Below are 23,608 nucleotides of genomic sequence, written 5' to 3' on the forward strand. Positions count from 1 at the left end.
CGATGACCGAGCGCCCCGTGCACGAGCGGGTGCAACACCCGGCAAAGGCTCGTGCTCTTGCGATTCGCACGTTGCCGCGCGACCTTCTGCTCGTGCTCTCGCAACGGCTCTGGCAGGCGGGGGCCGGCCTTGTCACCACCGTGCTCGCCGTTCATTTCCTCTCGGCCGAGTTGCAAGGGTGGTACTACAGCTTTCTCAGCGTAGCGGCGCTCTACACCCTGTTCGACTTAGGGTTGTCGACAGTCTTGGTGCAAGTCGCCGCACACGCGTTCGCCGGCCTGCGGTGGCGTGCCGATTTCACCGTCGAGGGCGAGGGCTCCGATCACTTTCGCGCACTCGTCGGACGCGCCTCGCGCTGGTACGTCGTCAGTGCGATCGCCTTCGCGGTCCTCTTGCTGCCGGGGGGCCTTCTGTTCTTCGGCTCGAAGGCCGGTGCCGCGCCGCATTGGCTCGCACAGTGGATCGTATTGTGCAGCGTGACGGCCGCGGGTCTGATCTTCATGCCGTTCCTGTCCGTGCTGGAAGGAACGGGCCGAATCATCGAGGTCTACGCAATACGCTTGGCCGCGGCGATCTGCGGCTCGCTTGGAGCCTGGGCGATGTTGGCCGCCGGGGAAAATCTGTGGGCCACTGCCATGGTTCCGACGGCAACGCTCGTCATCCCGATTGCGTGGCTGCTCGCATACCGCCGCAACCTTATCGCCGTTGCATGGCAAACGGCGGGCCGCGAATTCGCCTGGCGGCACGAGGTCTGGCCGCTACAGTGGAGGCTCGCGGTTAACTGGCTGTGCGGTTACTTGCTGACCCAAATCAATACGCCTGTGCTGTTTCATACGCAGGGCGCCGTCGTCGCAGGCCAGTTCGGCTTGTCGCTTACGATCGTCAACATCATCAGCCTCGTGGCGCAGTCCTGGCTGACCCGGCGTGTGCCGGCCATGGCGCGAGCCGCGGCGCAGCGCGATTGGGCCGCGCTCGATCGCCTGTTCGTGCGCGATTACGCGGTGTCGTCGGCCGTCGCGGTGGCGGGCGCAGCCGTCACGCTGATTGCATATGGGTTGCTGTCTCACACCGCTTACGTTCATCGCGTGCTGCCGTTTTGGGAACTCGTCGCGTTGCTCGGCTTCATGCTGGCCAACCTATTGATCGGCGGACTCTCGACCCATCTTCGCAGCTACCGCAAAGAGCCCCTGATGCCGCTCATCGCGACGACGACACTGATCAGCACGCCCGTATTGATATGGGCCGCAGCGCGGTATTCGTCCGCGGGCCTCGTCGCCGTGCTGGCTGCGATCAATATCTGCGTGAATCTGCCCGTCGCCGTCGTCACTTGGCGGCACTGCAATCAAACCTGGAGACACGAAGCGTGAGCGACGAAACGTTGCCTCTTCTCACCATCGCCATTCCGACGTTCAATCGTGCCGGCTATCTGGAATTGAACCTTCAGCGGCTCGTCGAGGAATGCAAATCCATCGAGCAAGGTCTCGTCGAAGTCGTCGTGTCGGACAACCACTCGACGGACGATACGCCCGGCGTCGTCGCGCGCGCGATCGCAGGCGGCCTGCCCATTCGCTACATTCGCAACACGATCGACATCGGCTCGGACGCCAATATCGCGCAATGCTTCAATGAAGCGCGCGGGCATTACGTGCAGATCATGGGCGACGACGACCTGTACGTGCACGGCCAGCTCGCTCGTTTGCTGGAGCGACTGAAGCAAGACGACTATGGCGTCGTCTGCTTGCGTCCGTTCGGCTATGAAATCGACCCCGATCGGGAATTTCCCGGCGGGCACGGCGATGCGAGCATCTTCGAGAATATCGGCGATTTTCTCGCTGCGATCGGGCCGTTGATCACGTTCATTTCGGCGTGCGTGATCAATCGCCGGATCCAAAGCGAAATCGATGCGAGACAATTTTGCGGCAGCAATCTCGTGCAGGTGCATCTCGTCGTCTACGCGGCATTGCTTGCCAAGCGCAACGTCTATTTGACCGACTACATTCTTGCGTGCAAACGCGCGAACTCGGGCGGCTATGACTTCTCGGAAGTGTTCGTCGAGCGGCTCGGACGCATTCTCGATTCATACCGCCCCGCAGGCCTCGCCGCCTCGGCGATCGAGCAGTTCGAAACACGCATGTTGAAGTCGTATCACCCGTTCAACCTCTTGCGGCAACGCATCGCTCGCCAAGGGGATCTGCGCGCGACGTACGGCCGGTTCGCGGCCCGTTTCGGCGGGCGTCCGTTGTTCCGCTATTGGGTGGCACCGATCATCACCTTGCCGCGCCCCTTAGCGCTGGCCTGGGGCGCGGGCGCGACGTTCATCGGCCGCATCGCGAACGGCGATTTGCGCCGCGGGCTGCATTTCGCGTGGAATAGATTGCGGGGCATCGGCACGCGCAATTGAGCGGCGGCCCCGATATGGGCTCTGTCGCGGCGCCGGCGCCGCACCGCGGCGGCCCAGCCATCACCGCCGGGAAAACACGCGCCAAGCCAGGTATTGAAGCAGCATGATGGTCTTGCCGTCGACGATCTCGCCGGTCGCCATCATTGCGATTGCGCTATCGATGGGCAGTTCGAGAACATCGATGTCCTCACCCTCGTGAGCCAAACCGCCTCCGGGCCCCACCCGATCGCTCGGCGAGTACGGTCCGACGAAGCCGTGCACGACGTGGGTGATGCAACCCGGCACCATCATGGCCTCGAATGCCTTTTCGAGCGGCCCGATGCGATAGCCCGTTTCCTCCTCGACTTCGCGGCGTGCGCAGGCCTCGATCTCGTCCCCTTCCAGGAACCCGGCTGGCGCTTCGAGCATGAACGCATCTTCGCCACGCAGGTGAGCCGGGAGCCGGAATTGCCGCACGAGCAGCACGGTGCGGCGCTGCGGATCGTAAGGCAACACCGAGACACCGTCGTCGACGTGATAGATCTCGCGCGTCAACGATTGCGTCGCACCATCGCGCCGCTCGTAATCGAAATCGATTTTCTCGAGCAGCCGGTAGTCGTGCGATAAAGGATCGGTCGCGGTGATACGGATGTTTTGCCGTTTAGTCATGATCGCTCGCGCAAAATGTGCTCCGCGAGCGCAGCGCCGCGAAGCACGATGAAGCTGTCGGAAACCAAGGGGCATTTTAGCGAGCCTTGCGTGCGCATGCAGCGCGAGTTGCAACGCCTTAATCGACGCGCGCGGCGGTCAGTGTTATAAAATGCCACGCTGCATAGGCGCATCTGCCGCATTAGAATTCATCGCATACGTGGCGCGATTTTCCTGCGCATTGGCCGCGTCCAGCGGGGCTCCAAGACCCAACGAGATCAAGGATCATGGCTTTCAGCCATAAAAACCTCGAAATAGAGCGCCTGCGGGCCATCGCGGTTCTAATGACCATTTTGGTCCACACCCCGTTCAAGCAGTTGTTCCACCCGCAGCTCTACTCTTCGTTTACCGGGGTCGATCTGTTCTTTGTGATATCGGGGTTCGTTGTCACCCTGTCGTTTCTGCCTACACTCCCTAAAGAACCGCCGGCGACGGCGATCGCACGCATAGAAAGCTGTAAGTACGCGATCATCGGGTTCTATTTGCGTCGTCTTTTCCGCATTGCTCCGTCTGCCTTCTTTTACATCGTGCTGTATTGGGTCGCCGCGATTCTCATGAAGGATTCGGGCAGTAACGCTGATATCGCACGACCTGGGGACATCGTACGCGAGGGCGTCGCCTTCGCAGCCGGCATTTACAACTACGCTTCTGCCGCCGGCGCCGTTCCGAGAAACCTATGGCACTACTACAGCTTATCGATCGAGGAACACTTTTATCTCCTCGCTCCTTTGCTTCTTGTTCTTTGCGGGCGCACCTCTTATCGGCTCGTCGCGTGCGCAGTGGGTGTCGGCATCGTGCTCTTCGTCGCTCGCCCAATGACTTCCGGCAGCATCGCGACTCTCTCTCATACGCGCTTTGACGAGCTTTTCGACGGTGTCATCGTTGCGTTGCTGGTTGAGAAGTACCGCCCGTCAAGTGTGTGGCGGGCAGAAACGCTGCTTGCCGCCGCGCCGGCCGCCCTCGTCGCATTGATGGGACGGCCGTGGGCGCGGGCCGCTTTCAAAACGTCCGTGGGTCTCCTCTTGTGCGCCGTCCTCATATTGTTGCCCGGTGTACTCAATACCGACATTTTGGGCGGCGACAGCCACGCCTTTTATTTTTCGAGCGCCGCGTTCTGCGGGTATGCGTTGGTCTCGACGATGCTGGTCGTCTTGGCATCGCTCGAACGCGGTTGGATCATGCAAATCCCGATCTTGGCGCCGGTTTTGGAGTACGTCGGCTCGCGATCGTACTCGCTGTACCTAGGGCATGTGCTGCTGATCGAGGTGTACAACGATCTATATTTCCGGTTTTACGAACACATCCCTGATTTTTTCAAACTGACGCGTCCCGGCTACGCGTTGCAATTCGCCCTCTTTCTCGTGATCGCCATGCTGCTCGCAGAACTGACTTACCGATTCGTCGAGACGCCTTTCCGCCGCGTCGGCACCACCGTCGTGCGCTCGCTCCGGGAGCAAGCCGCATGAAGCGTTATCTCGTTCAATGCCTGCTCATACTATGGCCGGCGCTTGCCCTGGCGCAGTACGACTACAACGATGATTTCACGAAGGCAATCGACGCGCACTATCCGCCGCTCGTGCGCCTGCTCATCACCAAGGGCGCCAAGCAAAACACGCAAGACGCTCGCGGCGATACGCCGTTGATGCTGGCGATTCGTTCGCGGGACTCGGAGCTGTCGCACCTGCTGATGCAGTATCAGCCGAATCTGTTGCTGCAAAACGTGCACCATCATTCCGCCGCGATCGAAGCGGTACTCGCGGACGACGCCGATATGTTGTCGTCGACGCTCGATCGTTCCGACATGCTGCAGGTGGCGCAAGCGGCCGCGCTTTCCCGCAAGCTCGACAAAAGACGCAGCTACGACAAGCTCGCGGAGATTCTCGGCGCGCCCGGCATGCAAGAAATCAGCGAGTTCGCGTTGTCGGATATCGGCCGGTACGTCGAGGTCGGCAACGAAGTCTCGCTGCCGTACTCACCGGGCACGAGCCTGCCCCCTTTGTGCGGAACCAAGGACACCGTTTTCCTCTTCCAAGGGCGGATCTGCAAAAAAGAGGGCGATCAGGTCCAGGTGGAGTGGCGCTCGGTCTCGAACCTGCAGAACAATGACCGACGCTGTTCGCCGCAGCATCATTTCGCGCTCGAGCGATCGTCCGACGACCTTCGGAACAAGACGTACCTGGGATCGTGCGGGGTCGCGCCGACCGCATTTGGCGCACTACCGGCGAGCTACGACTATCGTCGATTCTTGCCGCCCGAGTTACAGTAGCGCGCGCCGCGCGGGCCGATGCTCGCGCGGACAACGTCAGCCCCACTCAACCGGCCGGCGAAACTCCACCGCTCACACACAGGTTCAGCGCCTCGCGCCAGTCGGGCGGGCATAGGCCAAACGCACGCGCAAGCTTGTCGTTCGACAACCGAGAGTTGCTCGGGCGCTTTGCCGGCGTTGGATAGGCCGACGTGGGGATCGCGTGCACCGTCGGCTTCGTGCCGAGCGCAGACACCTCGAAAATCGCTTCGGCAAACCCATGCCACGAGGTCTGCCCGGAAGCCGTCAAGTGGTACACCCCCGATCGCTCGCGCCACCACTCATCGCAGCGCGCACGATCGGTCGCGCCGGCGCCGATCGCTTGCGCCAAGATGTTCGCGGTCATGACGGCAATCGTGTTCGACCATGTCGGCGCACCGATCTGATCGTTGACCACGTTGAGCGCCTCCCTTTCTGCGCCGAGCCGCAACATCGTCAGCAAAAAGTTCTTGCCACGCATCCCGTACACCCAGCTCGTCCGAAAGATCAAATGCGCCCCACCGGCGGCTGCGACAGCCCTTTCGCCCGCCAGCTTGCTTCGCCCGTACTCGTTCTGCGGATTCGGTTCGTCCTCTTCCGTATACGCGGCGTTGCCCCGGCCGTCGAAGACATAGTCGGTCGAATAATGAACCAATGGGGCGCCGATACGCGCGGCTTCCTCTGCAAGAACGCCCGGGGCCGCACCGTTGATCAGCATCGCGGCCTCCGCGTCGGTTTCGGCCCGATCCACCGCGGTATACGCGGCCGCGTTGACGACGAGCGCGGGCCGAATGCCGCGTACCGCCTCGCGCACTCGCGCGAGATCGGACAAATCCAGCGCGGCCCGATCGCAAGCAACGACGCGTCCGAGTCCTTGCAGGCTTCGCGCCAGCTCGAATCCGACCTGACCGCCGGCACCGGTCAACAATATCGTGCGCGGCGCGTCGAGCGCCAGGCCGTCTCGTGTGCGCTCAGGCATAACACTCGGCTTCCGATAGGGACTTGCCCGCCGCGTCCTTCGCAGCGAGCGCCGGCTCGAAGTCGATCGGCCAAACGATGCCGACGGCGGGATCGTTCCACAACAAACAGCGCTCGAACTCCGGATACCAATAATCCGTCGTCTTGTACAGAAATTGGGCTTCGTCCGATAGGACGACAAAGCCGTGAGCGAAGCCCGGCGGGATCCACATCTGTTTGTGATCGTCTGCCGACAACTGTGCGCCGGCCCACTTGCCGAACGTGGGAGAACTGCGGCGCATATCCACCGCTACGTCGAAAACCGCACCCTCCACGACACGCACGAGTTTGCCCTGCGCATGCTCGATCTGGTAATGCATGCCTCTGAGCACGCCTTTGACCGATCGCGAATGATTGTCCTGCACGAACTGCACGCCCGGCTGGACCTGCGACTCGAATTCGCGAACGTTGAAGCTTTCGAAGAAATAGCCGCGGGGATCGCCGAACACTTTCGGCTCGATCAGCTTCACTTCACTCAGCGCCAGCGGGGTAACCTGAATACTCATGCGATGTGGCTCTTGAGAATATTTTGCAGATACATGCCGTATCCGCTCTTGGCAAGCGGAGCAGCGAGCTTGGCGAGTTGCTCGGCATCGATCCACCCGCGACGGTGCGCGATCTCTTCGGGACATGCAACCATGAGACCCTGCCGCTTTTGCAGCGTGGCGATGAACGTCGCGGCCTCGATGAGCGAGTCGTGCGTGCCGGTATCGAGCCAGGCGTAGCCGCGCCCCATGATCTCGACGCTCAGCGCCCCGTCGGCCAGATAGTGCGAATTCACATCCGTGATTTCGAGCTCGCCGCGCGCCGACGGCTTGATGTCGGCGGCGATGTCGCAGACGCGCCGATCGTAGAAGTAAAGCCCGGTCACGGCATAGCTCGAGCGCGGCTGCGCCGGCTTTTCCTCGATCGAGACCGCACGGAATCCTTCGTCGAACTCGATGACACCGTACCGCTCGGGATCATGCACGTGATAGGCGAACACCGTCGCACCGGAATCGCGCGCGTTCGCGCGTTCGAGCTGTCCGGCCAGGTCGTGGCCGTAGAAAATGTTGTCGCCGAGGATCAACGTACTCGGGTCGCCGCCGATGAACTCGCGACCAATGATGAAGGCCTGCGCGAGCCCATCGGGCGAAGGCTGGACGGCGTACTGCAGATTCATGCCCCAACGGCTGCCGTCGCCGAGCATCGCGGTGAAACGCGGCGTGTCTTGCGGCGTGGAGATGATCAGCACGTCGCGAATGCCCGCAAGCATCAACGTCGACAACGGATAGTAGATCATCGGCTTGTCGTACACGGGCAGAAGCTGCTTCGATACGACGTTCGTGATCGGATAAAGCCGAGTGCCGGAGCCTCCGGCCAAGATGATGCCTTTACGCGACATGGGGTGCTCTCCTCACATGCGCTTGGTGTAGTTGGTTTCGACCCACTTCCGATACTCGCCCGATGCGACCTCGTTCACCCATGCCTGGTGCTCGAGGTACCAGCGGACGGTTTTCGCCATCCCTGTCTCGAACGTCTCCGCCGGCTTCCACCCGAGCTCGCGCTCCAACTTACTCGCATCGATGGCGTAACGCCGGTCGTGCCCGGGCCGGTCTTTGACGAACGCGATCTGATCGCGATAAGAGCCCTGCGCGAGCGGGCGGGCCACATCGAGCAGATCGCAAAGGGTGTGCACCACCTCGATGTTGGCCTTCTCGTTCCACCCGCCGATGTTATACGTTTGACCCGGCTCGCCGCGCGCGAGCACTTCGCGAATCGCGCTGCAGTGATCGGTCACATAGAGCCAATCGCGCACGTTGCGGCCGTCGCCGTAGACAGGAAGCGCCTTGCCGGCCAATGCGTTGGCGATCATCAGCGGAATCAACTTCTCCGGGAATTGGTAGGGACCGTAGTTGTTCGAACAGTTCGTCGTGAGTGTCGGCAAACCGTAGGTATGGAAATAGGCGCGCACGAGGTGGTCCGAACCCGCTTTCGTCGCGGAATACGGACTATTGGGCGCATAGGGCGTGGTTTCGGAAAACTGCGGATCGGTCGGCCCCAGCGAGCCGAAGACTTCGTCGGTGGACACGTGCAGGAAGCGGAATGCTTCGCGCTCGCCCCGCTCGAGCGAAGCCCAGTAGCGGCGCGCGGCCTCCAACAGTGCAAAGGTGCCCACGACGTTCGTCTGAACGAAATCGGCCGGCCCGTGAATGGAACGATCGACGTGGCTCTCGGCTGCGAAGTGTACGACGGCGCGCGGGCGATGCGTCGCGAACAACGCGTCGAGCGCCGCCGCATCGCAGATATCGACGCGGGCGAAGACATGCCGGGAATCCCCCTGCAGCGACTCGAGCGTGCGCAAATTGCCCGCATAAGTGAGCTTATCGACATTGAGCACGGCTTCCTGTGCGCCGCGCAGCCAGTCGAGCACGAAATTTGCGCCGATGAAGCCGGCACCGCCCGTTACGAGAATCATGAAGTTCCTATAGGATAAGCGTGGCCCGAAAACGAGCCGGACCGCGACCTACACGTCTGCCGCCGTCCTGGAAGCAATCGTCATGCGGCCGCTTCAATGCCGCCAATTATACGGCGCCGCCACCACTGTCCGGCCACGCCCCTCACTTCGATGATCGATCACGTCTCTCGCGTCCCCTTTGCCTTCGGCGACCTTCAAGGCTGCCATGCCCCACTGCGGCGGCTGCTCGACACGCTGCCCCGTGCACCGGAATCGCCCCTATGGTTCGCCGGCGACCTCATCAACCGCGGCCCCGATTCCCTGGCCACGCTGCGCGAAGTCGTCGGCTTCGGAGCTCGCGCGCGTGCCGTGCTCGGCAATCACGATCTGCATCTGCTCGCCGTTCATGCCGGCATTCGAAAGATGAAGGACAGCGACACGATCGCCGACATCCTCGCCGCGCCCGACGCGCCGGCGCTACTCGAATGGCTCCGGAACCGGCCGTTTGCTCACCACGAAAATGGCATGCTGATGGTGCACGCTGGCGTGCTGCCGCAATGGGACCTCACGCTTGCGCTCGAACTCGCCGATGAATTGCAGCGCGCCTTGCGCGCAGCCGATTGGAAGAACACGCTCGCCGAACTCTACGGCAACGAACCGCGCCGCTGGTCGCCGGATCTAAAACGCAAGGATCGGATGCGCGTCGCCTTCAATGCATTCACGCGCATTCGCTTTTGCACAGCGGACGGGACGATGGAATTCGCGGCGAACGGCAGCCCCGCGTCCGCGCCGGCCAACCATCTGCCCTGGTTCGACGCCCCCGAACGCCGCACGCGAGACGTGACGATCGTCTTCGGACATTGGGCCGCGCTCGGGCTCATGCTGCGCGAGAATTTGATCGCGCTCGATTCGGGGTGCGTATGGGGCAATCGGCTGTCGGCCGTCCGCCTGTCGCCCGACCCGCGAGAGCGCACCGTCGTGCAGGTGGAATGCCGTGAATGCGCGGGAGCGGGACGCGGCGATTGACACCGCGTATTGACACCACGTCTTGACACCGCGTTTCGTAACTCGTGACTGGGACACGACTACCTCGGGGAATGCCGCCAACCGTCCGGTGCCGCGGCGCCCCCTTCGCCCCATCCGTTCACTGCCGCGGCGTCAGCGCGCCCTCGATCGAAGGCTCGTCTCCGGGTTCTTGCGTGCATGCGGTCGCTACCGGCACCGCGCACGTCTCGCCGATCGGACCCGCCACTTGCAACTGCAACTCCCCCAACCCCGCCCCCACCGCTTCCCGCGCCTTGGCCGACAGCGCGCGCCGGTCGCTCATCGGCTCGATTGCTTCCCCGACATACAAATGCGCCGTGAACGGCCCGCCGCGCAGCACCGCATCGACCGACTGTCCGAGCGAGAGCTCGTCGATGTAAGCGGGGACCGTCGACTGACGCCCTTCGCGATCCTCGTACAGCAGGCAGATCGGCTGCACCAGACATTGCGCCGACACCGCCGCCTGAAACAAATTCGAGTGAAACGGTAAGAGCCCCACGCCGTCCGAAGTGGTCCCTTCGGGAAAGACGCAGACGACCCCGCCCGACGAGATTCGCTCGACGATCTCATGCATCGTGCGATGCGCATCGCGGCGCTTCTCGCGATGAATGAAAATCGTCCCCAATCGATGCGCGAGCCAGCCGACGACGGGCCACTTTCTCACCTCGGCTTTCGACACGAACGGCGTCGGACGCCAGGCGTTGACGACGTAGATATCGAGCCAGGAGATATGATTGCCCACGACGAGCGCACCACGGTCGACGCGCCGTTCGTCGTGATGCACGACGAGCCGCATACCGGCGAGCCGGAGCATCTTGATCGACCAAGCCCGGTTGATCTCGAGCTTCGCCTCGGCGGACATACGCGGGAAACGGACAGCGACGATCCACATCCCTCGCAGCAGATGCAAAACGAGCCGTAATTTCGCTATAGCAACTTTCATCGCGCTCGGCGGTTCATGTTTCGTTCGACGGATGGATCGCCCGCCCGGTCTTCAAGACTGCTCGTACGCCACACGCCCGGCGACGATCGTCGCGCGCACGCGTGCCGGCAGTTCATAGCCGAGGAACGGCGTGTTATGCCCTTGGCTCTTGAGCGCGCGAGGCTCGACGCGCCAGTAAGCGTTGCGGTCGAACACGCAGATATCGGCCGCGGCCCCCGCTTGCAGCGTGCCAACCGGCAGCTTCAAGACCTTCGCCGGCTCGCACGTGATCCGGCCGAGCGCACGCGTCAGCGGCAACTTTGCTTCATCGGCCCACTTGATCGTCAGCGAGAGCAGCAATTCAAGCCCGGTGGCGCCAGGCGTCGCCTCGGCGAACGGCAACAACTTCTCGTCGTCGTCCACCGGCGTATGCGCCGAGCAGATGGCATCGATCGTACCGTCGGCCAGGCCCGCGCGGATCGCCTCACGATCGCGCTGCGTGCGCAGCGGTGGATCGAGGCGGAATTGCGAATCGAAGTAGCCGATATCGACGTCGATCAAATGAATGTGATTCGCGCTGACGTCGCACGAGACCGCCAGGCCCTCGGCCTTCGCTTCCCGCACGAGCGCCACGCCGGCTGCCGAAGACAAATGCGACAGATGCACGCGCGCGCCCGTCGAGCGCATCAACTCGAAAATCGTATGCAGGGCAATCGTCTCGGCCGCCACGGAAACACCGGACAAGCCGAGGCGCGAAGCAACCGCGCCGCTTGCCGCCACCCCACCCTTGGCGAGATAGGCGTCTTGCGGGCGCAACCAAACGGTATAGCCGTACGTGCTCGCATATTGAAGCGCGCGCAGCATCACTTGCGTATCGACGATCGGCACATCGGCTTGTGTAAACCCGACACAACCGGCTTCCGTCAATCCGACCATCTCGGTGATGACGGTGCCCTTCAAGCCAACCGTCAGTGCGCCCAGCGGATGCACGTTCGCACGGTTGAGCTTGCTCGCGCGGAACTTGAGCATCTCGACGAGACCCGGCTCATCGAGTATGGGGTCCGTATCGGGCGGACACGCGAGCGTCGTGACGCCGCCGGCCATCGCCGCGGCCATTTCCGAATCAAGCGTGGCTTTGTGCTCGTAGCCGGGCTCGCGCAAGCGCGCCGACAAATCGACGAACCCCGGTGACACGCAAAGCCCGTTTGCGTCGATCGTTTTATCGGCCTTGAAATCGGCGGGCGCCGTGCCGATCGCGGCGATCTTGCCGTCGGCAATGAAAACGTCCGCCCGTTGCTCGGTACCCGCTTGCGGGTCGATCACCGTGCCGCCTTGGATATGAATCTTCATGCGCTGCCTTTGTTCTCTTTGACGTCGCTGCTCTCTCGCCTCATGGCGTGGCGACACTGCCCGTTCAGTCGTTGTTGCCGGCGACGATGCTCATCACGGCCATGCGCACCGCGATACCGAACGTCACTTGATTCAGAATCACCGATTGCGGGCCGTCGGCCACCTGCGAATCGATTTCCACGCCGCGGTTCATCGGTCCCGGATGCATCACGATCGCATCGGGCTTGGCCCGCGCAAGCCGCTCGGGCGTCAGCCCCCAGCTCTTGAAGTACTCTTGCGCCGAAGGCAGCAACGCACCGCTCATGCGCTCGTTTTGAAGGCGCAACATGATTACGACGTCGACGTCCTTCAGCCCTTCGTCGAGGTTGTGATAAACGCGCACGCCCAAATCTTCCAAGCCGCCCGGCAATAGCGTGCGAGGGCCGATCGCGCGTACCTCCGGCACGCCGAGCGTCGTCAACGCGTGAATGTCGGAACGCGCCACGCGCGAGTGCAAAATATCGCCGACGATGGCCACGCGCAGATTGGTGAAATCGCGCTTGTAGTGGCGAATCGTGTACATGTCGAGCAGCCCCTGCGTGGGGTGCGCATGGCGCCCGTCGCCCGCGTTGATCACATGCACATGCGGCGCGCAGTGTTCGGCGATCAGATAGGGCGCCCCGCTCGATGCATGGCGCACGACGAACATGTCGGCATGCATGGCCGACAAGTTGTTGATCGTGTCGAGCAGCGATTCGCCCTTGCTCGTCGAGGACGCGTTGATGTTCAGGTTGAGCACGTCGGCCGATAAGCGCTTGGCCGCGATTTCGAACGTCGTGCGCGTACGCGTGGAGTTTTCGAAGAAGAGGTTGAATACCGACTTGCCGCGCAGAAGCGGCACTTTTTTCACCTCGCGATCGGTCACGCTCACGAACTGCTCGGCGGTATCGAGGATATGCGTGACGATCGAGCGCGGCAGTCCTTCGATCGTCAGCAAATGCTTGAGCTCGCCGTTTTTCGTAAGCTGCGGGTTGCCCTTGAGAAAGCCGTAGCGGAAACGCTCGGCGGGTGCGGACGCGCCGCCGTGATCGGCACGGCCCGGGGTGACGGTATTCATGGTCGGTCTAACTCAAACATGGGTGGACAAGCGCCTGCCGGCACGCGGCCCGCGGCGCTTCGCCTAGAAAAAGCGACGGCGTATCAATCGCCACGCGTTTCGGTGCGAAACGTGAATTGCATTTCGCCAGCGCGCTCGAGTACGAGCGTCGTATCGGCGGCCACTTCGGCGCGCACGCCGATGAATCGCGCCTCGATCGGCATCTCCCGGCCGCTGCGCTCGGCGAGTACGGCAAGCTCGATCGCGGCGGGACGGCCGTAGTCGTACAACTCGTTCACGGCTGCGCGTACGGTTCGCCCCGTATGCAGGACGTCGTCGACGAGAACGATGCGGCGGCCGTCGACGTCGAACGGCAGCGACGTGGGACTCGCCTGGCTATGCAGACCCTTTTTGGCGTAATCGTCGCGGTGCAACGCGACGTTTACGACCCCGAAAAATTTCGCGCCGAGATCGCGGGCGAGACGCTCGGCCAGCCAAGCGCCCCCGCTGTGGATGCCCGCGAGGACAGGGCCGTCGGCGGCGCCGAACGCTGCGCCGTAGGCGTCGCGAATCTGGGCGAGGAGCGTCGCATACGACGCTTCGGCATCAATCGAACTCATCAAGAAAGCCCGTCCAGGTATTGTTGAAGAATGATGCGTGCCGCCTCGGCATCGCGCATCTCGGCGGCCACGCCGCTTTCACGCATATCGAGATCGGCCGCGACGGAACTGTAGCGCTCGTCGACCCACGCAACGGGCAAATTGAAACGCCCGTTCAACTGATTGCCGAAGCGCTTGGCGAGCTGCGTCATGTCGTGCGGCGTACCGTCGGGATGACACGGTAGGCCGACCACGAGCGCGTCGGGCTTCCATTCGGCGATGAGTTTGCCCATGGCTTCGAAGCGAAACTCGCGATTGCGGTTGGGCACGACGGTCAGCGCGCGGGCATGCCGCGTCAGCGCGTTGCCGATCGCCACCCCGATCCGCTTTTCTCCATAGTCGAACGCAAGCAGCGTCGCCTCACGTCCAACACCTTTCGTCATGCGTGACCCGCGTCGCCCGAAAGCATCGAGGGCGTCACGCCGAGCAGCGCCAGCGCGGCTTCGAAACGTTGCTCCGCCGGAACGTCGAACACGATCTTCGGATCGGCTTCGACCGTCAGCCAGCCGTTGCGGGAGATTTCGTCCTCGAGCTGCCCCGCGCCCCAGCCGGCATGGCCGAGGGTGAGCAAGAAACGATGAGGCCCTTTGCCGCTCGCGACGGCCTCGAGAACGTCTTTCGACGTCGTCATTTCGAGCCCGCCCGTCACCGCCATCGACGACGTGTAGGCGCTACCCTCGACGGGCTCGTGCAGCACGAACCCGCGCTCCGTTTGCACGGGGCCGCCGAAATAGACGGGGACGTGGAGAAGCGGCTCGATCTCGAGCTTCAGGTCGATGCGACTGAACAGCGATTCGAGATCGATATCGGTCGGCCGGTTGATGACGAGGCCGAGCGCACCGCGTTCGCTGTGATCGCAAAGGTAGACCACCGTCCCTGAAAACGTGGGATCCGCCATATTGGGCATGGCGATCAGGAACTGGTTGGTCAGATTGATGCGATCGTTACTCTTAGGCATGGTTCGAATTTTAGCAAAGACGGTGCACGTTGGACGCCGCAAATGAGCGCCGGCACGCAAGCGCGTGCGGCAAACCATGAACGGCGCATGCTTCGCGCCCGCCCGCGGCTGCCTGATGTTTCCCGCACTCTATCACGCATGCCCGCCGCGCCCGCGGCTTCGAGCCGTTCGGACAAGGACTCGGCCCGCGGCGCCCGGCCACATGCTCGATGCGCGCGCGGCCAGCGGCGTCAACGATATCCGCATAAAGGAAGCGAAGTCCGGCAGCGCTTAAGAAAGGGAAGACGACGGCACCGAGCCGGCCGCTGGGGCGGCGCGCTCGATGGCCTGCACGAGCAACGCAAGCGGCACGGCCGAATCGGGCTGCGCAAAGCCAGCCGCAACGCGCAGCAGCATCGCGCGCAACGCTTCCCCGGCCTGCTCCATTGGACGCCGCGCCGGGGCCGCTTGCACCGATCCGATGCGCGCTGCATAGGCGTGGCGGCGCCAAGCGAGACCGAGCGCATCGGCCAGCAATGCGACGTGACCGAGACCCAATGCCTGAGCCGCGGCGCCAAGCCCATAGGCGGCCTGCCCCGCGTGCCCGGCGGCAAGCGCATCGGGTGTCGCCGCCGCAAACGCCGCGTCGGTACCGACCGAAAGCGCGGCCATCGCGGCATCGGCCGTTTGCAGGAAATCCTCGTATGCGTAGACGTTCAACGATAGCGCACCGAGTTCGCGCGCAACGCTCGAGCCCGCCGCGCCCTCGCCCGCCGCGGCAGCCTCGGCTTCGGCCGCCTCTTTTTCCCAAGCGGCCTCGGACGCCTGCGTCCCCGCGACGTGCCAATCGACCGTCAATCCGTAATCGTTGAGCATCTCGACCGCGTCGGCGTCTTCCGCCGCCGCGCCGTACAGCGCGTAATCGCGCCATAACAGCGCGAGCGCCGCGCGGACGAACGAACGCGGCGCCACTTGCAGCCCCTGACCTTGCTCGGCCAGCAACAAATTGCATCGCGCGTAAAAGCGCTTCGCCTCGGGATCGCCCGCTCGAGCGCGGCCGTTCAAGCGCAGCGCATGAGCACAGGCGCCCGCCAAACGCCAAACATCGTACGTGTCGTCACCTGCCAACTCGGCGATGCACGCGTCGAGCTCATCGAGCGCCGCGCTCGTATCTTCCTGCCCTTTGAGGACAGGCAGCAGCGCCTGCTCGTAACGAGCGCGCACGACGCGTAACGACGCCGCCGGGACCGCGCGCAACGCGGTGCAAGCAATAGGACGCCCCGTCAGGGCTAAGTCCTCGAACGCAACGACGTAGCCCTGCGTATGGCGCGCAACCTGCGCGTTCAGATCCCGATAGTGAGCGAACAGCGTGGGCGAACAGGCCAGCTCGCGTAGATTGCGGCGCGTCAGCGCCGCATGGAAATCGGCGAGCGCCGAACGAAACCGCGGTAGGAAGTCATCGTTCGCGTACGGCGCAGCGAGCACCAGCGCGTCGACGAAGCGCTGCGACGCGAGCCAGCCGGCTTGCCGCAACGCCTGCGCCGCCCGCAGCAAAGGCCCGACGACCGCCATGCGCGCCTCGCTGGCGCGCATGGCCTCCGCCAGCGCGGCTTCGGCCTCGGGCACAGCGGCGCCGCGCGGATTGGGCAAGGCTTCGAGGCTCGGTAAATCTGCGGTTGTCATGGCGTGGGGGCATACGACACGGCCCAGGCTAAAAGCCCGGGCCGCGCCGGCCGGTGGTCAGAGCTGCACCATCTCGAAATCTTCTTTGCGCGCACCGCATTCGGGGCACGTCCAGTTGATCGGAACGTCTTCCCAGCGGGTACCCGGGGCAATGCCTTCTTCAGGCAGACCGGCCTCTTCGTCGTAGATCCAGCCGCAAATCAGGCACATCCACTGTTTGTATTCCATTCTTGTATCGCGTTGAAAGATCCGTTGATCAAAGAGCCATGATGGTACCGTTTTTGGGGTGCCACTGGCTAGGAATCCACGCACGGCGCGGCGCGCCTATTGTCAGGCAATATGCGTCGATTCCGGGTAAAGCATGCGCTCGTTCGTGCCATCGGAGCGCATTAGGCCGCATAATGAAACCGACCGCGCAGGCGAGCCGGCCGGCCCGCCGCTCGCGGCTCAAAGACAACACCCTATTTCATGCAAAGCGCCGCCCCTCCGATCGTTCTAACCTTCGGCCTATCCGACCCCACCGGCGGTTTCGGCCTGCAGGCCGACCTGCTAACGCTCGCCAGCATGGGCTGCCACGGCGTATCGGTCCTCACGGGCTACACGGTACGCGATTCGGCCACCTGCGAGGAAGTGACGGGGCTCGATCCCGACGTCGTGGCCACGCAGGCGCGCATGCTGCTCGAGGATATGCCGATCGCCGCCTTCAAGGTGGGCGCGGCGACACGCGCGGAGGTCGTCAGCGCCATCGCCGAGGTCGTGTCCGATTACGACGATATTCCACTCATCCTCGCGCCCGACTTCACGGTGGACGACGAGCACGTATTGGCCGCCGACGAGTTGCGCGAGTCGATCGCCGATTTGCTCGCCCCGCAAACAACGGTCCTCATCGCCGATCAAGCGACGTTGATCGCGCTCGCGCAGCCCGACGGCGACGCCGACGCGCCGAGTTTGGACGGCGCCATTGCCCACTTGCTTTCGCAGGGCGCGGAATACGTCCTGTCCACGCAGACGGGCACGCATCGGCTGGTCAACACGCTCTTCAGCGACGATGGCCAGTTGCGCCAGGACATGTGGGACCGCCCGCAACAGCGGCTGATGGGCATCACCGATACACTGGGCGCGGCCGTCGCCGCCTTGCTGGCGAACGGACAGGAGCCTGCCGAAGCGGTGCGCGAGGCGCAGGAATATCTCTATCAGGCCGTGCGCCACGCTTTCCGCCCCGGGATGGGCGCCTATTTGCCGGATCGTTTTTTCTGGGCGCGCGACGACGACGAGGCTGCCGCCCCGCCGCCGATCGGCGTGGATTTGCCGCGGCCTAAACCGACGCGGGCTTGACCCGCATTCGAGCGGCCATAAAAAACCCGCAATCGCTTGCGGGTTTTTTTATCGGCCACGGACGCGCCTCGCGGCGCGCCCGTCATGCGATCTCGACTGACGGCCGGAGCCGTCAGACCGAAATTACATGTCCATGCCCATGCCGCCCATGCCGCCGGGCATGCCGCCAGGCATCGGAGCATCCTTCTTCGGCAGTTCGGCAACGGCTGCGTCCGTCGTCAGCAGCAGGCCTGCCACCGAAGCGGCGTTTTGCAGCGCGGTGCGTGTCACCTTCGTCGGATCGACAACGCCGGCTTCCACGAGGTCGCCGTATTCGCCGGTCGCGGCGTTGTAGCCGTGGTTGCCCTTGCCTGCGGCAACCGCTGCCACGACGACGCTGGCTTCTTCGCCGCCGTTCGTCACGATCTGACGCAGCGGCTCTTCCATCGCGCGCAGCACGATCTTGATGCCGGCGTTTTGGTCGGCATTGACGCCGGTCAGGCCCGAGATCGCAGCACGAGCACGGATCAGTGCAACGCCGCCGCCAGGAACGATGCCTTCTTCAACGGCAGCACGGGTCGCGTGCAGCGCGTCTTCGACACGTGCCTTCTTTTCCTTCATTTCGACTTCGGTAGCCGCGCCGACCTTGATGACGGCCACACCGCCAGCCAGCTTCGCCACGCGCTCTTGCAGCTTTTCGCGGTCGTAGTCGGACGTCGCTTCTTCGATTTGCGTGCGAATTTGCTTCACGCGCGCTTCGATGTTCTTCCCTTCGCCTGCGCCGTCGATGATCGTCGTGTTTTCCTTGCCCACTTCGATGCGCTTGGCTTGGCCGAGCTCTTGCAGCGTCGCCTTTTCGAGCGTGAGGCCCGTTTCCTCGGCGATCACTTGGCCGCCCGTCAGGATCGCGATGTCTTCCAGCATCGCCTTGCGACGATCGCCGAAGCCAGGCGCCTTGACCGCAACGGTCTTCAGGATGCCGCGGATGTTGTTCACCACGAGCGTCGCGAGGGCTTCACCTTCGACGTCTTCAGCGATGATCAGGAGCGGACGGCCGGCCTTGGCCACTTGCTCGAGCACCGGCAGCAGATCGCGGATGTTCGAAACCTTCTTGTCGTGCAGCAGCACGAACGGGTTTTCGAGGACGGCGACTTGCTTGTCCGGGTTGTTGATGAAGTAGGGCGACAGGTAGCCGCGGTCGAATTGCATGCCTTCGACCACTTCGAGTTCGTCGGCCAGCGACTTGCCGTCTTCGACGGTGATCACGCCTTCCTTGCCGACCTTGTCCATCGCTTCGGCGATGCGATCGCCGATCGACGTGTCGCTATTTGCCGAGATCGAGCCGACCTGCGCGATTTCCTTGTTCGTCGTGCAGGGCTTGCTGATCTTCTTCAGCTCTTCCACGGCGGCGTGCACGGCCTTGTCGATACCGCGCTTCAGGTCCATCGGGTTCATGCCCGATGCAACGTACTTCATGCCTTCGCGGACGATCGACTGAGCCAGCACCGTAGCCGTCGTCGTACCGTCACCGGCGTTGTCGCTGGTCTTGGAAGCAACTTCCTTGACCATTTGCGCGCCCATGTTCTGGAGCTTGTCTTCGAGCTCGATTTCCTTGGCGACCGACACGCCATCCTTCGTGACCGTCGGGCCGCCGAAGCTGCGTTCGAGGACGACGTTGCGACCCTTCGGGCCCAGCGTGACCTTCACTGCGTTCGCAAGGATGTTCACGCCTTCAACCATCTTGGCGCGAGCGCTGTCGCCGAATACGACGTCTTTAGCTGCCATCTTTTAACTCCTTGAATTCTTTGGGAAATGTCGACCTGGACGGGATTTACTTCTGAACGACCGCCATGATGTCTTCTTCGCGCATCACGAGCAGTTCGTTGCCATCGACCTTGACGGTCTGGCCAGCGTACTTGCCGAACAGGACGCGATCGCCGACTTTGACGTCCAGCGCGATTTGATCGCCCTTGTCATTGCGCTTGCCCGGCCCGATCGCGAGGACTTCGCCTTGATCCGGCTTCTCGGCTGCGGCGTCGGGGATCACGATGCCGGAGGCGGTCTTGGTTTCCTGATCCAAACGCTTCACGATAACGCGATCGTGCAAAGGACGAAGGTTCATGCTTGCTCCTCTCTGGTTTGAGACTGAAAAACGCTTAAGTTAAGGCCGCGTGGCGCGACCCGGACGAAACCCTTGTTAGCACTCAAGTGCAGCGAGTGCTAATTATATGGATCGACCCTGGCGATTTCAAGGGAGGGGTGGGAGGAGTTTTTACACCCGGTGTCGAGATTCACTCGACTTGGAACTTTGATCGCGCAAGTCGGGACCTTGCACCGCAGCAATGCGCTCGGAGAGGCGAGCCGACAAGTCCTCGTACAAAACTCTGGACGCGCCGCTGGGTCCTGATAGCCGGCTTCCCCCGCCGCGACCAAGCCCCAAGCCGGGTATTGACCCACGACCAAATTGCTCGAGCGTTCACCTAGACGCCACATTAGGGGTAATCCCTAGTTCGCCACTGACCGAGAATGCTCACTTCACGAATACAGCGGCAGCATGGTTGGGCCGATGAGACGACAGCGCTACGCTGGGCTGTGCCGAACACAATGACAGGACAGCCAACTGGCCATAAAGCATACAGCTCGTCCCGTCGGAGAAAGTCGCGCTAGACTTTGCAGCGACGATGCCTTCCGCCGACTCCGCGTTGCTGACAATGCCATTCGTGCCTAGGCTATCGATTGCCCCTCCCCCGAGGAATCGAGGACGCTTACGGAAATACGCCGACCGACGACCTCCGGAAGGTTCTCCGAAGGCGACGGCACGGGCCACAGTCGAGAACGAAGTCGGAAACTGAGAGATGACTATTTGGGACTACAGTGACCTTTCTTGGGACCTCGGACGAATGGTATCGCGGTGTGCTACGTGTCTGTTTTGCCGATCGCCACTGCGAAAACTCCCTCCGGAGCATCGTGAGTATGAGGAACGCAATCTCGAAGTCGAGGTGACGCCCGCAGTCTGTCGTTTGTGCGGCTGGTGGACGCTCACTGTCATGGACCAGGATATCGAACCGAGATCGCCGATCGCGCCACACCCCGAAGATATATTTGATGATGGCCGAAGCCGTTGGGGCGCAGAAACAGGTGCGGCCGGGAGCCTTAGGGAGCTGGATCTAACCGATATTCAGCACCCGCTGCAAGACGTGCGCGACTATCTCACCATCAGATACGACAAGCGATTTGAATTGCATCCCCGCCTTTTCGAGGAGACAGTTGCAAGCGTATTCCGCGATCGAGGGTTCCTTCCACGCGTCACCAGCTACTCAGGCGACGGCGGCATCGACGTAATCCTCGAACGCCCCGGGGAAAGGATCGGCGTTCAAGTAAAGCGATACAAGAACGCCATTTCTGCGGAGCAGATTCGCTCGCTGGCTGGGGCGCTCCTTATTGGCGGGTACACCAAGGGCGTATTCGTCACAACGTCCAGGTACCAACCGGGAGCCACGGAGGTAACCGCACTCGCGAGCGCCCGGGGAATGGCAATCAAACTTCTGGATGCGCCACGCTTTTTTGACGAACTAAAAATCGCCCAACGATCCAAATTTCAAGCGAAAGATTATGAGAATTTCTATTCAATCGGCTTCGCGAGATACGAATGATTACAATTGTCTTAGATACAAATGTTTACGACAAACTTGAGGCCGATCCGTTCACGGTCGAGCAAATAAATCAGTTGATCGCCGACGATTTTATCGGAATAGTGGTACCACGGCAGGTGGCCGAAGAATTGAGACAACGTCCAACAGGCATACCCAAGCTATTCCCGATGATGTATGTGGGCCACGCTGTCGCCCGGGCAGGGATCATGCGCCCAGGTGACTACTTGGGCTCCGGCGAAGTATTCGACGATCATCGCGGAGCTTCTCAGAAGGCCGGTGACGCATTCATTGCGGACGTAGCATCGATGATTGCTGACTGGTTCGTTTCGGAGGATATTCGATGCATCAGGCGCTTCCCTGCCAATACGCGATGTACACCAATGCGCTATCAACAATTCTCCGAAAGGCTCACGACACTCGATCAGCAATAGTCACGCCGACGCTTCGCATCATTGGAGCGACTTGATCGCTCCAATGATGGTAGTAGCAAGTTTTCAACTTCCGCCTTCGACAGCTCCATCCTTCCGCAACACGTGAATCCCTCACATACTTGAATGGTCTTTCGCCTCTTCCGGCAACAGCCCCACTTCACGAAGCGTGTATTTCACAGCAAAAGATTTCGGCCCATCGAATATCCACTGCCTGAGCAAGGCCGAATCGATACCTATTTCCTGCAAAAGGAGGGCGTGATAGAGGTAGCCAATCGCCTCGGATTTTTTTGCTACATCAATCACGAAATTTTGGTAGTCCCCTTCGTGCCGCTGACCACCAAAATGCGAGATGTCATTTCGACACCGAGCACATTCCTCGCAAAAACGATTGAGTCGCTTTCTGTCAAAATCAAATGGAAGATGCCGAAAAATCTCAAACAATCGCTGCTGCAACGATGGCTCGCTCACATTTCTCAACCGTCCTTCCAGCCACTCTCGGTCGTCCTCGCCCTCGATTTGCAACAAGATGCGTTGAATCTTCTGTTCTAGCTTGGTTGGCATTGAACTTCGACCGTTTTTCTTGCGATGCAAAGATTCGATTCCCCATATGAGGTTCACAAATCGATGCTCCACATACAACTTCATACCGCGACGCGTTCCCAGGTAGAGATAGAAGCCCGGCCCGAAGTCGTTATGCTTTCGCCTCCACAAGCTAAAAATCTCACCAAATCGCTCACGAAGCTGAACAAAATTTGTCCAACAGTCATCCCACGTAGGGGCTTTTGAGGAGCGACCGTGACCGTGAAAATACAGATCAAATGTATCTTTTCCTGCCTTGAGACGCGGCCACGCAAGGGAGTATTCAGACCCGGTAAGCAAGATAAACAAATCTTGCATGCGGCCATACTCTGTCCTCATCTCCGTCAACGGGAGCATATTTTTAGGTGAGAAATTGATTGATGCGCATTCAATTAACGTGAGTTCGTGCGATCGACGGCTGTATTGACTCGGAAACGGGCCAGAGATGTCATAGCGAATCGTCAAAATTCCATCGTCCAACTGCCACATATCCGACTTGGGAAGCCTATGCCTCGCTGTGATGCGGGACCGCGTCCGCTTGGTCTCAATGTTGCCAAGACGCAACCAATCCTCCATGCCGGTCAACTCTACGTCGAGAGCGTCGAACTGCAACGGATCATTCGACAGCGGAAATGCTCCTCGTGTGACTAGGCAGTTCGTCGCTGCGAACCCCTCGAACGAAACACCGTTACTACTAAATCGGCCGCCATGCTTACGCAGCCCAAGCAAAAGGACGTTCTTATTGCTATCTTTCAACTTACCTTGAATCGCCTTGTCACCCGGAAGCTCTCTATCGCGGTCGATTAACGTCGCTATGGGTCCGTGCTCGCCATTAAGATAGCCGTCGAGCTCGAGATGAATTTTTCCGATTTCGTTAATGGAAAGCGTACCTGTGACCAGACTGGAAGGCGCGAAATGCCCTTTCGGAATGGGTTCCTCATGCCACCAGAAATACCCTCGCTCTTCGAGAATTTTATCGGACAAAATCATCCCCCATTTCTGTTTCACTGGCCTTGCCCCTGTTTCACGAATCCCATAGCTGAAGCCATCAGGCCGCATGCCCTCGCTGAGCGACGGCCCAATTCTTCTCGAACGTCATGGGACTGACGTAGTTCAATGTCGAATGCAGTCGGCG

24 protein-coding genes are annotated in these 23,608 nt (G+C 61.6%); 8 read left to right on the top strand and 16 right to left on the bottom strand.

The features are described from left to right. Positions 1–2 precede the first annotated feature (2 nt). Both C0Z18_RS33025 and C0Z18_RS25715 read left to right on the top strand, forming a co-directional pair. Positions 3–1,367, top strand: coding sequence for a hypothetical protein (locus C0Z18_RS33025; RefSeq protein ID WP_158244290.1), 1,365 nt, complete (start codon positions 3–5; stop codon positions 1,365–1,367). Continuing rightward, positions 1,364–2,401 (top strand): glycosyltransferase family 2 protein, encoded by a 1,038-nt coding sequence (locus tag C0Z18_RS25715; RefSeq protein WP_158244291.1) that lies wholly within the window; start codon positions 1,364–1,366, stop codon positions 2,399–2,401. The genes C0Z18_RS33025 and C0Z18_RS25715 overlap by 4 nt, the downstream gene beginning before the upstream one ends. Positions 2,402–2,461: 60 nt before the next feature. Here C0Z18_RS25715 and C0Z18_RS25720 read toward each other — a convergent pair whose 3' ends face one another. After that, complete coding sequence (locus tag C0Z18_RS25720) at positions 2,462–3,049, bottom strand: NUDIX domain-containing protein (RefSeq protein ID WP_102648285.1); 588 nt, start codon at positions 3,047–3,049, stop codon at positions 2,462–2,464. A 266-nt stretch (positions 3,050–3,315) separates the two neighbouring features. On the opposite strand from C0Z18_RS25720, the gene C0Z18_RS25725 reads away from it, so the two are divergent. Together C0Z18_RS25725 and C0Z18_RS25730 are read left to right on the top strand one after the other, a co-directional pair. Continuing rightward, positions 3,316–4,554, top strand: a complete 1,239-nt coding sequence (locus tag C0Z18_RS25725) for an acyltransferase family protein (RefSeq protein WP_102648286.1) — start codon at positions 3,316–3,318, stop codon at positions 4,552–4,554. After that, complete coding sequence (locus tag C0Z18_RS25730; RefSeq protein WP_102648287.1) at positions 4,551–5,354, top strand: ankyrin repeat domain-containing protein; 804 nt, start codon at positions 4,551–4,553, stop codon at positions 5,352–5,354. The genes C0Z18_RS25725 and C0Z18_RS25730 overlap by 4 nt, the downstream gene beginning before the upstream one ends. 46 nt (positions 5,355–5,400) lie before the next feature. Here C0Z18_RS25730 and rfbD read toward each other — a convergent pair whose 3' ends face one another. Genes rfbD through rfbB form a run of 4 tightly spaced genes read right to left on the bottom strand, consistent with a single transcriptional unit; the run spans position 5,401 to position 8,847 of the window. Beyond that, positions 5,401–6,351 carry a dTDP-4-dehydrorhamnose reductase gene (gene rfbD / locus C0Z18_RS25735; protein ID WP_199189550.1) on the bottom strand — a complete coding sequence of 317 codons (951 nt, stop codon included), beginning with the start codon at positions 6,349–6,351 and terminating at the stop codon, positions 5,401–5,403. Beyond that, on the bottom strand, positions 6,344–6,895 hold the full coding sequence (gene rfbC, locus C0Z18_RS25740) for a dTDP-4-dehydrorhamnose 3,5-epimerase (RefSeq protein WP_102648288.1): 552 nt from the start codon (positions 6,893–6,895) through the stop codon (positions 6,344–6,346). The genes rfbD and rfbC overlap by 8 nt, the downstream gene beginning before the upstream one ends. Further along, positions 6,892–7,773, bottom strand: coding sequence for a glucose-1-phosphate thymidylyltransferase RfbA (rfbA, locus tag C0Z18_RS25745; protein ID WP_102648289.1), 882 nt, complete (start codon positions 7,771–7,773; stop codon positions 6,892–6,894). Before rfbA ends, rfbC begins: the two co-directional genes overlap by 4 nt. Positions 7,774–7,785: 12 nt before the next feature. Then, the gene (rfbB, locus tag C0Z18_RS25750; protein WP_102648290.1) at positions 7,786–8,847 is read right to left on the bottom strand and encodes a dTDP-glucose 4,6-dehydratase; all 1,062 of its coding nucleotides are present in this window, start codon (positions 8,845–8,847) and stop codon (positions 7,786–7,788) included. Between the two features lie 150 nt (positions 8,848–8,997). Between rfbB and C0Z18_RS25755 the strand changes: the two genes are divergently transcribed. Next, on the top strand, positions 8,998–9,852 hold the full coding sequence (locus C0Z18_RS25755; RefSeq protein ID WP_102648291.1) for a symmetrical bis(5'-nucleosyl)-tetraphosphatase: 855 nt from the start codon (positions 8,998–9,000) through the stop codon (positions 9,850–9,852). 118 nt (positions 9,853–9,970) lie between these two features. Here C0Z18_RS25755 and C0Z18_RS25760 read toward each other — a convergent pair whose 3' ends face one another. From C0Z18_RS25760 to C0Z18_RS25800, 8 genes are all read right to left on the bottom strand, one after another. Further along, complete coding sequence (locus C0Z18_RS25760) at positions 9,971–10,813, bottom strand: lysophospholipid acyltransferase family protein (RefSeq protein ID WP_102648292.1); 843 nt, start codon at positions 10,811–10,813, stop codon at positions 9,971–9,973. Positions 10,814–10,864: 51 nt separating this feature from the next. Then, positions 10,865–12,142: a dihydroorotase gene (locus C0Z18_RS25765; protein ID WP_102648293.1), complete on the bottom strand. Its 1,278-nt coding sequence runs from the start codon at positions 12,140–12,142 to the stop codon at positions 10,865–10,867. A 64-nt stretch (positions 12,143–12,206) separates the two neighbouring features. Beyond that, a complete protein-coding gene (locus C0Z18_RS25770) occupies positions 12,207–13,238 on the bottom strand; it encodes an aspartate carbamoyltransferase catalytic subunit (RefSeq protein WP_102648294.1) in 1,032 nt (343 codons plus the stop codon). A gap of 83 nt (positions 13,239–13,321) precedes the next feature. Further along, positions 13,322–13,837 (bottom strand): bifunctional pyr operon transcriptional regulator/uracil phosphoribosyltransferase PyrR, encoded by a 516-nt coding sequence (pyrR, locus tag C0Z18_RS25775; protein WP_102648295.1) that lies wholly within the window; start codon positions 13,835–13,837, stop codon positions 13,322–13,324. Then, positions 13,837–14,259: a Holliday junction resolvase RuvX gene (gene ruvX / locus C0Z18_RS25780; protein WP_102648296.1), complete on the bottom strand. Its 423-nt coding sequence runs from the start codon at positions 14,257–14,259 to the stop codon at positions 13,837–13,839. Before ruvX ends, pyrR begins: the two co-directional genes overlap by 1 nt. Continuing rightward, complete coding sequence (locus C0Z18_RS25785) at positions 14,256–14,834, bottom strand: YqgE/AlgH family protein (RefSeq protein ID WP_102648297.1); 579 nt, start codon at positions 14,832–14,834, stop codon at positions 14,256–14,258. The genes ruvX and C0Z18_RS25785 overlap by 4 nt, the downstream gene beginning before the upstream one ends. Before the next feature lie 270 nt (positions 14,835–15,104). Beyond that, positions 15,105–16,496 (bottom strand): hypothetical protein, encoded by a 1,392-nt coding sequence (locus tag C0Z18_RS25795; RefSeq protein ID WP_102648299.1) that lies wholly within the window; start codon positions 16,494–16,496, stop codon positions 15,105–15,107. Between the two features lie 57 nt (positions 16,497–16,553). Continuing rightward, a complete protein-coding gene (locus C0Z18_RS25800) occupies positions 16,554–16,724 on the bottom strand; it encodes a rubredoxin (RefSeq protein WP_102648300.1) in 171 nt (56 codons plus the stop codon). Between the two features lie 240 nt (positions 16,725–16,964). Here C0Z18_RS25800 and C0Z18_RS25805 point away from each other — a divergent pair, with 240 nt between their 5' ends. After that, entirely contained in the window at positions 16,965–17,831 is an 867-nt protein-coding gene (locus tag C0Z18_RS25805; protein WP_102648301.1) for a hydroxymethylpyrimidine/phosphomethylpyrimidine kinase, read from the top strand. 123 nt (positions 17,832–17,954) lie between these two features. On the opposite strand, the gene groL is transcribed toward C0Z18_RS25805, so the two are convergent. After that, positions 17,955–19,595: a chaperonin GroEL gene (groL, locus tag C0Z18_RS25810; RefSeq protein ID WP_102648302.1), complete on the bottom strand. Its 1,641-nt coding sequence runs from the start codon at positions 19,593–19,595 to the stop codon at positions 17,955–17,957. 46 nt (positions 19,596–19,641) lie between these two features. Next, positions 19,642–19,932, bottom strand: a complete 291-nt coding sequence (gene groES, locus C0Z18_RS25815) for a co-chaperone GroES (RefSeq protein ID WP_102648303.1) — start codon at positions 19,930–19,932, stop codon at positions 19,642–19,644. Between the two features lie 925 nt (positions 19,933–20,857). Between groES and C0Z18_RS25820 the strand changes: the two genes are divergently transcribed. Both C0Z18_RS25820 and C0Z18_RS25825 read left to right on the top strand, forming a co-directional pair. Continuing rightward, entirely contained in the window at positions 20,858–21,463 is a 606-nt protein-coding gene (locus C0Z18_RS25820; protein WP_158244292.1) for a restriction endonuclease, read from the top strand. After that, positions 21,460–21,894, top strand: a complete 435-nt coding sequence (locus C0Z18_RS25825) for a hypothetical protein (protein WP_102648305.1) — start codon at positions 21,460–21,462, stop codon at positions 21,892–21,894. The genes C0Z18_RS25820 and C0Z18_RS25825 overlap by 4 nt, the downstream gene beginning before the upstream one ends. Positions 21,895–22,005: 111 nt before the next feature. On the opposite strand, the gene C0Z18_RS25830 is transcribed toward C0Z18_RS25825, so the two are convergent. Continuing rightward, positions 22,006–23,481 (bottom strand): ApeA N-terminal domain 1-containing protein, encoded by a 1,476-nt coding sequence (locus C0Z18_RS25830; RefSeq protein WP_146014098.1) that lies wholly within the window; start codon positions 23,479–23,481, stop codon positions 22,006–22,008. Positions 23,482–23,608: the final 127 nt, after the last annotated feature.

Source organism: Trinickia dabaoshanensis (assembly GCF_002879885.1).
Classification (GTDB): domain Bacteria; phylum Pseudomonadota; class Gammaproteobacteria; order Burkholderiales; family Burkholderiaceae; genus Trinickia; species Trinickia dabaoshanensis.

Excerpts from the sequence above, each read along its gene's own strand:
- C0Z18_RS33025 (WP_158244290.1), top strand. The coding sequence starts at position 3 with ATGACCGAGCGCCCCGTGCACGAGCGGGTGCAACACCCGGCAAAGGCT.
- C0Z18_RS25720 (WP_102648285.1), bottom strand. The coding sequence starts at position 3,049 with ATGACTAAACGGCAAAACATCCGTATCACCGCGACCGATCCTTTATCG.
- C0Z18_RS25725 (WP_102648286.1), top strand. The coding sequence starts at position 3,316 with ATGGCTTTCAGCCATAAAAACCTCGAAATAGAGCGCCTGCGGGCCATC.
- C0Z18_RS25730 (WP_102648287.1), top strand. The coding sequence starts at position 4,551 with ATGAAGCGTTATCTCGTTCAATGCCTGCTCATACTATGGCCGGCGCTT.
- rfbD (WP_199189550.1), bottom strand. The coding sequence starts at position 6,351 with ATGCCTGAGCGCACACGAGACGGCCTGGCGCTCGACGCGCCGCGCACG.
- rfbC (WP_102648288.1), bottom strand. The coding sequence starts at position 6,895 with ATGAGTATTCAGGTTACCCCGCTGGCGCTGAGTGAAGTGAAGCTGATC.
- rfbA (WP_102648289.1), bottom strand. The coding sequence starts at position 7,773 with ATGTCGCGTAAAGGCATCATCTTGGCCGGAGGCTCCGGCACTCGGCTT.
- rfbB (WP_102648290.1), bottom strand. The coding sequence starts at position 8,847 with ATGATTCTCGTAACGGGCGGTGCCGGCTTCATCGGCGCAAATTTCGTG.
- C0Z18_RS25755 (WP_102648291.1), top strand. The coding sequence starts at position 8,998 with ATGATCGATCACGTCTCTCGCGTCCCCTTTGCCTTCGGCGACCTTCAA.
- C0Z18_RS25760 (WP_102648292.1), bottom strand. The coding sequence starts at position 10,813 with ATGAAAGTTGCTATAGCGAAATTACGGCTCGTTTTGCATCTGCTGCGA.
- C0Z18_RS25765 (WP_102648293.1), bottom strand. The coding sequence starts at position 12,142 with ATGAAGATTCATATCCAAGGCGGCACGGTGATCGACCCGCAAGCGGGT.
- C0Z18_RS25770 (WP_102648294.1), bottom strand. The coding sequence starts at position 13,238 with ATGAATACCGTCACCCCGGGCCGTGCCGATCACGGCGGCGCGTCCGCA.
- pyrR (WP_102648295.1), bottom strand. The coding sequence starts at position 13,837 with ATGAGTTCGATTGATGCCGAAGCGTCGTATGCGACGCTCCTCGCCCAG.
- ruvX (WP_102648296.1), bottom strand. The coding sequence starts at position 14,259 with ATGACGAAAGGTGTTGGACGTGAGGCGACGCTGCTTGCGTTCGACTAT.
- C0Z18_RS25785 (WP_102648297.1), bottom strand. The coding sequence starts at position 14,834 with ATGCCTAAGAGTAACGATCGCATCAATCTGACCAACCAGTTCCTGATC.
- C0Z18_RS25795 (WP_102648299.1), bottom strand. The coding sequence starts at position 16,496 with ATGACAACCGCAGATTTACCGAGCCTCGAAGCCTTGCCCAATCCGCGC.
- C0Z18_RS25800 (WP_102648300.1), bottom strand. The coding sequence starts at position 16,724 with ATGGAATACAAACAGTGGATGTGCCTGATTTGCGGCTGGATCTACGAC.
- C0Z18_RS25805 (WP_102648301.1), top strand. The coding sequence starts at position 16,965 with ATGCAAAGCGCCGCCCCTCCGATCGTTCTAACCTTCGGCCTATCCGAC.
- groL (WP_102648302.1), bottom strand. The coding sequence starts at position 19,595 with ATGGCAGCTAAAGACGTCGTATTCGGCGACAGCGCTCGCGCCAAGATG.
- groES (WP_102648303.1), bottom strand. The coding sequence starts at position 19,932 with ATGAACCTTCGTCCTTTGCACGATCGCGTTATCGTGAAGCGTTTGGAT.
- C0Z18_RS25820 (WP_158244292.1), top strand. The coding sequence starts at position 20,858 with ATGGACCAGGATATCGAACCGAGATCGCCGATCGCGCCACACCCCGAA.
- C0Z18_RS25825 (WP_102648305.1), top strand. The coding sequence starts at position 21,460 with ATGATTACAATTGTCTTAGATACAAATGTTTACGACAAACTTGAGGCC.